Origin of the sequence: Tepidimonas charontis (genome assembly GCF_007556685.1) — a bacterium.
Taxonomy (GTDB): domain Bacteria; phylum Pseudomonadota; class Gammaproteobacteria; order Burkholderiales; family Burkholderiaceae_C; genus Tepidimonas; species Tepidimonas charontis.
Genome location: NZ_VJON01000013.1, coordinates 50,610 through 58,962, shown reverse-complemented (window position 1 = coordinate 58,962; position 8,353 = coordinate 50,610). Strand labels below are relative to the sequence as shown.

Sequence of the window (8,353 nt, the reverse complement as noted above, 5' to 3'; positions counted from 1 at the left end):
CGATCCTGCTCCAGCCACCCCCAGCGCCGTCGATGACAAGACGCTCAATGCGCGGGTGGATGACATCCTCAAAGCGCGCCAAGTCAAACAGCCATGGTGTCCCGGCCCTGAGCACCCCTGGCGTCGTATCTTCAGCGCTCCGCCCTCATGGGCTGGCCCATGGGCCAGCCCATGAGGACATACCTTCGGCGTCAAACCGGACATTTCTAACTTGCTCAGAGGGCGGACATTTCTACTTTGCCTTGACACCCTTTCGGGGGGGGTTGCCAACGCCCGCGCGCACAGGTAAAGTGCGTGGTACGAACGTTGCGCCAATTTGCATGAAATTTAGGGAACCTCTGCACTACCCCGCCCACTCGTTCGTGGCGACGAGTTGAGGGTCAATATCGTTTCACATGACGGGATCGAAGCAGATGCTGAGCCGTCTTTTGGCTCCAGCAAGCCCCTTGATGGGCCCTCTGCAGCCTCATCCGGCCCCAGTGAGCCCACTGCGGGCGCACTTATCCCGTCGCAGCCAGCAAGGCTTTGCGCGCCAGCCACAGATTGACCAGCGCAAACAGGACGTTGAGCTGCGCGCCGTTCTTGGCCAAGCCTCGATAGGGCGTCTTGCGGTAGCCAAACTGGCATTTGAGTACCCGAAACGGATGCTCACCCTTGGCACGAATGCGCGCCTTGGTGCGTTCCAAGGCATCCATCACCTGGCCAAGAAAAGTGCTCTTGTCCAATGCCCGGCGCTTGCCCGGCCCCGCATGGCCACGTGCCAAGCGACTTGCTTGCCCTGGTTTTCCGCTCGCTTGTCCACTCCCTGATAGCCCGCATCGGCAAAGACGTCCGTCTCTTGCCCGTGCAACAGCCGATGCGCTTGCGTCACATCAGCCACATTGGCAGCCGTAGCCACCACCGTGTGCACCAGGCCTGAGGCGGCGTCCACCCCCACATGCGCCTTCATCCCGAAGTACCACTGATTGCCCTTCTTCGTCTGGTGCATCTCAGGATCGCGCTGGCCGCTCGCGTTCTTGGTCGAGCTGGGCGCGGCTATGAGCGTGGCGTCCACGATGGTGCCACTTTTGAGCATGAGGCCACGCTCGGTCAGGATGCGATTGACCGTCTCGAGGATGCGCGCGCTCAGGCCGTGTTGCTCCAGCAGGTGTCGAAAGCGCAGGATGGTGCTCTCATCCGGCACCACATCCACCCCCAGGTCCAACCCAACAAACCGGGCCAGCAGCGGCGTGTCATACAGGGCTTCCTCCACCGCCGGGTCCGACAGACCAAACCACTGCTGCAAAAAATGAATCCTCAGCAGCTTCTCTACCGCAAAGGGTGGCCGCCCACCCTTGGGACCCGCCTTCGGCGCATACGGCTCGATGAGTGCGACCAACTCTGCCCACGGCACCACACGGTCCATCTGCTCCAAAAACGCACGCTTGCGGGTGCGCTTGGTGCGCAGCTCAAAGCCCGTATACATCGGCGCCTCCAGACTCATCTGCTTCATGTCGCTATTGTCCCATCCCGGCAGTCTGGCAGGAAGGTTTTGCAGACCTTCCTTAGTACTGTACAAACATCCAGTCAATGCCTGGAAACGCAGGCTGGGCGCGGCTTTACGCCCGATCGAGCCGCCGGTGTTAGGGAGACAGCCGTCGGTGTTATGCAGCAGTTTTGCTCCCTATAACACGTTAGCAGCTTATCCCGCTGGCCACGCCAGCACCGTTTGATGAAGGAGTGTGATGAACAAAGCACGTTTTGCAGCAGCCTTGCTGGCCTTGGGCGCAGCATCGGCCCATGCTGATTTACCCCTCACCGTTGAAGACCTGATCACCGACAAAGGCAAGGTCAAGCTCGATGTGTCACTGGCCTACGCCAACAGCGACCGCCAAGGCGTCTCCACGGCTGAGCCCATCACCGTGCAAACGGGGGCAACCTCGTTTGTCACCCTGCCCACGCTGATTGGTGAAAGCCGTGGCAACAGCGATTCAGTGGTGGGCACTTTGGGCTTGCGCTACGGCTTAACGGGCAAAGCCGAAATCTTCGCCCGCACCTCTTACCTGCACAGCAGCAGCCGCGCCAGCGATGTGTCGGGCACCAGTAGCCACAGCGAAAACCGCTTTGCCGATGCCTGGGCGGGCATCAACTACCAGTTCAAGAAAGACGACGACACGCCAGCCTTGCTGGGTTTTACCGAAATCGCACTGCGCGAGAAGCACGAGAAAAGCAGCAGCTCTTTCAAGTCTGCACTGGTGGGCTGACCACCTACAAAGCCATCGACCCCGTGGTGTTCTCGCTCACCACCGCCTACCGCTTCAACCAAAGCCGTAAAGACGGCGAAGCCAACTACAAGCCTGGCAACCTGTTGTTACTCAACCCCAGCATCGCCTTTGCGGTGAACGACCGCGTCACGCTCACCACCGGCATGCAGTGGAGCAACCGCCAAGCGGACACATGGGACGGCAAAGCACAAGGCTTCAGGCGCACCAGCAGTGATTTGTTGCTGGGCGTGGGTTACGGCATTTCGAAGGAGAGCACCCTCAACCTCACCTTCAAATCGAATGTTTCAGGTTCCAACGGGGCAGACCTGAGGCTCAATTGGTTGCATACGTTTTGAGGATAAGCCCAAGCGTAAAAATGCGATCAATTGTAAAATTGCCCTGATTTTTGTACTATCTCATCAAGGAGTTTGATATGAAATTGAAATCGACTTTGTTTGCAGGTGTGCTGGCGGCCAGTCTGTCCGTGCCAGCGTTTGCCAATGAGGGAACAGTGGCTACGCCACTGCCGCAGTTCACCGCTGCGGATACACAGATGCTGTTTGAGCAAGATGCCAAGCCGATGCGGCTCGCTGTGCTGTCTCAGCAGGAGATGAAAGAGACTGAGGGGGCATTCTTGAATTTTGCTATTGGTGGTGCTGCAGGTTTTGGGTTTTATGCTGCAAGCAATTGGTATAACAACCGACCAATTACTTGGCAAGGCTCACTTTATTCAATAGGAACAGGAGCCCTAACCGGTGGCGTTGGTGGAGCTTTAATCCGCGCATCTGGCGGCGGGATTGCAGGGAACGTTGCTTGGCGCCCAAATATTCTGGCGTCGAATTTCGGATTTTCTCAATATCGTAGCTATCGCGGCTGGTAATTGAATATACACGGCAAGGTGGAGTGCAAATTCCATCTTGCTGCTAGTGGAGGCTATATGAGTTTAATTGTTGAAATTGCGGGCATGCTTGGCGGGATGATGGCTGAGTATGCTCATTCAAAAAAATGGAGCAAGATCAAGACATTTTTTACGGCGAGTGCCGGCTTTTTCGCGCTCTTCGCGACTTACGTCCTGTTATTTCCATCCGACAGAGGGGTATTTATTGGCATTATAGTTGCGATATGCTTGGGTACAGTTCTTGGTCTGTGCTGTATCGGACTCATGCATTACTATGAGAAATACAAGAAGTGAAATGGTTATTGCCTCGTGTGCCAACATGGCTTCTAGAGTATTTGTCTTGGTTGGTATTTGTCACTTCAATATTGCTTTTTCTTCTGAGTTGGCCTCTCATTCAGAAACGAAATATATCGCTAAAAGTATGCTTTTCTTGAACAGCCCAACCGCTCACATCCGCATTCCCATCCAAAGCTGGAAAACCCAACGCGACTCTCGCATCGTCAAGCAAGACCTCGATTACTCATGCAGCGCTGCATCATTGGCGACTTTGCTCAATGAGTTTTACGGCCAATCGGTCACCGAAGAAGCCTTGCTCAAAGCCATGGACAAAGGTGATTTGCGCGCCTCGTTTGAAGACATGAAAAAAGCCCTGCCGCAGTTTGGCTTTAAGGCGCAAGGCTTTGCCGCCAGTTACGAGCAACTGATGCGGCTCAAAGCGCCAGTGGTGGTGTATTTGAAGCACCGCAAGGACGATCATTTTTCAGTGCTGCGCGGCATTGACGAAAACACTGTTTGGTTGGCAGACCCCAGCCTTGGAAATCGCACCTACAGCAAAGCCCAGTTTCTTGAAATGTGGCAAACACGCGGCGATAAAGACAATGCGGAACTGGCGGGCAAGTTTTTGGCTGTATTGCCCAATCAAGAAGGCATTACCGCAGGCAATGACTTCTTCACCAAAACCCCGCACCGCCAAAGCGCACAAGCCACCCAGCAATTGGGTTTTAGGAACATTCCATAAAATCAAACACGCTGCTAACCAATCATTCCAGCGGACGGCTTTCAGCCGCCGCTGAATTCAAACGTTAGATTTCAAAGACGAGGTCAGTCGATGTCATACGAATGGAAAGCGGAATACCGCGTGCTCGCTAGGCAGTTCCTCCAGCAGCACTTTGGCGGGACGAGCGGCCTAACTTCGACATTCCTATGCATGCGGGATGATTACCCTTGGGGCGACCATAGGCCCGATGTCGTGGACTCCCGGATTCCGGCGAAGAACAACACCGAGTACCACGGGCTCGAACGCTACGCGAACCAATACCACGCGACCGCGCAATACGAATTTGCGTATCAGCACTGGTTCATGGCCGCGTACTGGCGGACAGTTGACGCCGAGTCAAACAACTTCCTAGATGCAACCCACTCGAAGGCGGTTGAGTATTGTTTGAAACAAGCGCAATACAACAAGAGCCTTGCCGAATGGCAAGACCACCCGGTAGGTCCAGCGCCGGAGCCAGAGAAGTTCAACTTGTCTAGCGGTGATCTTGGCAAAAAAGAGCTTCTTGCGTTCGCTCAGCTTGAGGCCGCCCAGGCGAAGTGGTCATGAAATCTAACTGGTCGCTGCAGCGGACGGCTACGCCGACCGCTGAGCTTCAACGTTAGGCCACGCACCTTTAGCTATCGTGTCGTACATCAACTGCTTCATACGCGGCGTGCCCTACAGCCGCAACAAGAGCCGCGGCAAGATCGGGGCGGCCGATGAATGGTCTGTCCAAGTCAGAGAGCAGACCGCTTCACTTCCCCGTGTCAAAGAGGCGTGCACGCTGAAGGTCACGTTTCTCCTACCACCCGACAAGTTCCCTACCGACTTCCCGTACGGCCCGGATCTCGACAATCTTCTCAAGCGCTTCATGGACGCGCTGAATCACACAATCTTCTCAGACACGCATGGCGGTGATTCCTGCGTCATCATGCTCACCGTCATGAAGACCAAGGTCGCGTCATCTGAGGACTCAGGGGTTCATCTTGAAGTCTTGCCCGTCAGCGTGGCCTAACCCTTCGCTCCACCTGACGTTCGCCAGCCGGCTTCGCCGTCTGTCGCCCGCAGGTGAGCTCAAACGTTAGGGGCTCTATGCCGTTTTGTGTGGAAACGCTTCGCGTCATGTCGGCATGGCTGGCGCGAACGGACTGGCCGGCAGGTGCTTGAGCTTGGACATGCGTAGCTAGTCGGCCCTGTAAAATTCATCTCGCGGCGCCGACGAGAAGCGCCGGACGTGCAAGAGTAGCGAGTCGACTCGCCGACGCTGCGAGCGCTGACAGCAGCCAAAGCGAGCGCAAAAAGGCTGGAGCAATGCCCCGCCGGGCGATGGCACGCAGCAGCCAGCGGATGTTGAAGCCGGCTGCGCACAACACCGCATGCAGCGCGTCACCCTCAGCGCCCTTGAGCCAGCAGCGCTTCATGCCGTGATCGTGCTTTGCATGCCTGATGGCCGGCTCGACCGCCTGACGCCGCTTCAGCCAGCGCCGCTGGCTGCGCGTGAGCGAGCGGCTCTTGCCGCGATGGATCAATGTCACCCCGCCAATGTCGGCATCCGCCCCCCGGTAGCCCAGGTCGACGATGGCCGTGTGCGGCTTGACGCCCAGGTCCTGCAGCAAGACGGTGGTCTGCTCCAGTTGCTCGGCCAGCGTGTGGCCGTCGTAGGGGTTGCCCGGCAGGCTGCGCGCACCGACCATCAAGCCCTGTTTGGCTGTGACGGCCACGCTGACCTTCACGCCGAACTCGTAGGGCTGGCGGGCCTTGCCCTTGCCGATGCACTCGACCTGCGGCGCATGCAGCGCGTACAGCTTGTGCTTGTCCTTGGGGCGCTGCGAGCGGATGCGCTCGGCGCGCTCCAGCCATGGCTGCAGGCGATCACGCACGTCTTGCGGCGCTGCCAGCAGGCGGCGCTGCACGTCGCGCAGCACGCGCCCGAGCACGGTGCGCTGGCGCTTGAGCACCCGGCGCAGCCGCTTGAACTGCTTGGCGTGCGCATAGCCGCCGGCACGCCGGCGCAGGCTGCGGCCCTCGCGCTCGAAGGTCTGCTTCAGCCGCAGCCCGGCACGCTGCGCCAGTTGCACCACCTTGGCCCGCGCCACTTCCAGCAGCCGGCTGTCGGCGGGATAGGCCACCGCCTTCTCCTGCACCGTGGTGTCCACGATCACACGCTGCAGTTCGCTCTTGCGCACCGCCTGCATCTGCACGGCCGCCTCGATCGTCTTGGCCAGCAACTCCTCCACGCCGGCCTCGCCCAGCACCCGCCTGAAGCGCCCGATCTGCGTGGCATCGCACGGCAGGCGTGGCTCGTAGTACTCCTGCCCGCTGAAGAACTGCCACACCACGTTCTCGGCCCAGCGCTCGACCACGGCCTCGTCGCTCAGGCCATAGGCATGCTTCAGGTACAGCAGCGACACCATCAAGCGGATCGCCAGGCGCGGGCGGCCTGCCGCGCTCACGCCTGCGCCGACCACCTGCACCGTGGGGCCGAACAGGTCTGCACCTTCGATGCTGCGCCCGCGCCGGTCCTTGCGCGCCAGCAGCGGCGCCACGCTCGCTTCGATCTGCTGCCACGGCATGCGTGTGGCCAGCACCGCCAGCGGGTGGCGCAGGTCGATCATCTGGTCCAGTCGGGCGCGGAAAAAGTCCGGCGTGCTCATCGAAATCCCTCTCCAAACTCCCAGAAATTCGCATCGAGCCGATTCATCTTCGGGAGTTCCAACCCCGCAACATCACCTCACCAACTCAGTGTCCATGCGGCTTCAGGGCGTTTTGCAGGGCTGACGAATTCCACTGCATGTCGGCTGGGGCGGACGCTCGGGTCGGCAAACCGGTGTTCGATGCGCGTCACCGTGCCCTCGGGCTGGATGTCGAACGTGGCCACATCGTGCAGCAGCCGGTTGTAACGCGCCAGCCGCTGCAGGGCTGTGCCCAGATCGGCGCCGTGCGCACCGCATAGTCCAACACCTGGAACATCCCGGGACGGATCGCGGCGGCCACATGCAGACCGAAAGCCGGGTCTGCGCTGCGCTGCGCCGCCTCGTCCCATAGGCGCGTCTCGACCGTCAGCGGTATGCGCGCGTCGGGGTCGTGCAGCCAGGCGGGGTCGAAGCCGGCCGCAGCCATGAGCCCGTCGGCTGCCGCACCGCGCGCCGCAGCTGCGGCCACGATCATGGCGCCCATGCGGGCAGACACCGTTGCAGAGGGGGACGCCGCGGTCGCGGCGGAATGCTTCATGATTGAAAATCGACCACGGCGAAAGCAAAGAACCCCATCCGGCAGCGCCAGCCGGCAGGAATCTATCGTTATGACACCTCATCTCCCAGGTCCGACCAGTGCGGCCGTTGTTGCCGCACATGTTCCACCCCGCACCCAGCCATCGCTCTATCCGCCACCGTTTGCGGCCCGCATGGCCGGCCGGGTCAAGCGCGCGCTGGGCGATGTGTTCGGGCTCAGGCGGTTTGGTGTCAACCTTACCGAACTGGCGCCTGGTGCGCTGTCGTCGCTGCGTCACGCGCACAGCCATCAGGACGAGTTCATCTACATTTTGCAAGGCTACCCCGTGCTGCGCACCGACGCTGGCGACACGCCGCTGGCTCCCGGCATGTGCGCCGGTTTTGCCGCGGGGCGTGGCGATGCGCACCAGCTCTTCAACCCGACGGCCGAGACGGTGATCTATCTGGAGGTCGGCGATCGAACCCCGCAGGATACGGTGTACTACCCCGACGATGACCTACGAGCCGTGCACATCGACGGGCGCTGGGTTTTTACCCACAAGGACGGCCGACCCTACTGAGGTCGTGTGCCGATCCCCCGTGACCCCGAAAGCGTTTCATGCCCACCATCACCCATCCCCGTGATTTCACCGCCGAGCGCGCTTGGGGGGCCCTCCAGATCGCCCAGCTCGACGGCGTCACCGTGCGTCTGCACTGGACCGATGCACCCTACCACTGGCACGTCAATGACGGTTCAGAGGTGTTCACCGTGCTCGACGGTCGTGTCGAGATGCGTTGGCGCGAGGCCGGCCAGGAGCGCTGCACGCTGCTCGCGCCGGGCGATATTTTCTTTGCCGAGACGGGCTGTGAGCACGTGGCCCATCCGCAGGGGCCAGCGCGCATTCTGGTCGTGGAGCGGGCCGGGTCGGTATAAGCGCCGAGACGATCGGATCGTCAGGGCCAGCGT

At 60.0% G+C, this 8,353-nt stretch carries 12 protein-coding genes; 9 read left to right on the top strand and 3 right to left on the bottom strand.

Annotated features, from left to right (window positions below):
* Nucleotides 1-500: 500 nt before the first annotated feature.
* Nucleotides 501-1,492, bottom strand: a protein-coding gene (locus Tchar_RS05685) for an IS5 family transposase (protein ID WP_236640273.1) whose coding sequence is annotated in 2 segments (ribosomal slippage) — nt 501-743 and nt 746-1,492 — 990 coding nt in all. Because the reading frame shifts where the segments join, the coding sequence is not laid out codon by codon here.
* A 232-nt stretch (nt 1,493-1,724) separates the two neighbouring features.
* Between Tchar_RS05685 and Tchar_RS13995 the strand changes: the two genes are divergently transcribed.
* The 7 genes from Tchar_RS13995 (at nt 1,725) to Tchar_RS05655 (ending at nt 5,192) form a co-directional block, all read left to right on the top strand.
* The gene (locus tag Tchar_RS13995) at nt 1,725-2,243 is read left to right on the top strand and encodes a hypothetical protein (RefSeq protein WP_236640270.1); all 519 of its coding nucleotides are present in this window, start codon (nt 1,725-1,727) and stop codon (nt 2,241-2,243) included.
* A gap of 23 nt (nt 2,244-2,266) precedes the next feature.
* Complete coding sequence (locus Tchar_RS13990) at nt 2,267-2,599, top strand: transporter (protein WP_236640260.1); 333 nt, start codon at nt 2,267-2,269, stop codon at nt 2,597-2,599.
* 77 nt (nt 2,600-2,676) lie between these two features.
* Nucleotides 2,677-3,123 (top strand): hypothetical protein, encoded by a 447-nt coding sequence (locus Tchar_RS05675; protein WP_144328100.1) that lies wholly within the window; start codon nt 2,677-2,679, stop codon nt 3,121-3,123.
* Between the two features lie 57 nt (nt 3,124-3,180).
* Complete coding sequence (locus tag Tchar_RS05670; protein ID WP_132963666.1) at nt 3,181-3,435, top strand: hypothetical protein; 255 nt, start codon at nt 3,181-3,183, stop codon at nt 3,433-3,435.
* 1 nt (nt 3,436) lies between these two features.
* Nucleotides 3,437-4,159, top strand: coding sequence for a C39 family peptidase (locus Tchar_RS05665; protein WP_236640257.1), 723 nt, complete (start codon nt 3,437-3,439; stop codon nt 4,157-4,159).
* A 90-nt stretch (nt 4,160-4,249) separates the two neighbouring features.
* Nucleotides 4,250-4,744, top strand: coding sequence for a hypothetical protein (locus Tchar_RS05660; protein ID WP_108377502.1), 495 nt, complete (start codon nt 4,250-4,252; stop codon nt 4,742-4,744).
* A gap of 76 nt (nt 4,745-4,820) precedes the next feature.
* Nucleotides 4,821-5,192 (top strand): RusA family crossover junction endodeoxyribonuclease, encoded by a 372-nt coding sequence (locus Tchar_RS05655; protein ID WP_019561894.1) that lies wholly within the window; start codon nt 4,821-4,823, stop codon nt 5,190-5,192.
* A gap of 187 nt (nt 5,193-5,379) precedes the next feature.
* Here Tchar_RS05655 and Tchar_RS05650 read toward each other — a convergent pair whose 3' ends face one another.
* Both Tchar_RS05650 and Tchar_RS05645 read right to left on the bottom strand, forming a co-directional pair.
* Nucleotides 5,380-6,831 (bottom strand): IS5 family transposase, encoded by a 1,452-nt coding sequence (locus Tchar_RS05650; protein WP_144328098.1) that lies wholly within the window; start codon nt 6,829-6,831, stop codon nt 5,380-5,382.
* A 187-nt stretch (nt 6,832-7,018) separates the two neighbouring features.
* The gene (locus tag Tchar_RS05645) at nt 7,019-7,408 is read right to left on the bottom strand and encodes an AraC family transcriptional regulator ligand-binding domain-containing protein (RefSeq protein WP_144328097.1); all 390 of its coding nucleotides are present in this window, start codon (nt 7,406-7,408) and stop codon (nt 7,019-7,021) included.
* Between the two features lie 172 nt (nt 7,409-7,580).
* On the opposite strand from Tchar_RS05645, the gene Tchar_RS05640 reads away from it, so the two are divergent.
* Both Tchar_RS05640 and Tchar_RS05635 read left to right on the top strand, forming a co-directional pair.
* Nucleotides 7,581-7,967: a cupin domain-containing protein gene (locus tag Tchar_RS05640; protein WP_279388356.1), complete on the top strand. Its 387-nt coding sequence runs from the start codon at nt 7,581-7,583 to the stop codon at nt 7,965-7,967.
* A gap of 38 nt (nt 7,968-8,005) precedes the next feature.
* A complete protein-coding gene (locus Tchar_RS05635; RefSeq protein WP_132963670.1) occupies nt 8,006-8,320 on the top strand; it encodes a cupin domain-containing protein in 315 nt (104 codons plus the stop codon).
* Nucleotides 8,321-8,353: the final 33 nt, after the last annotated feature.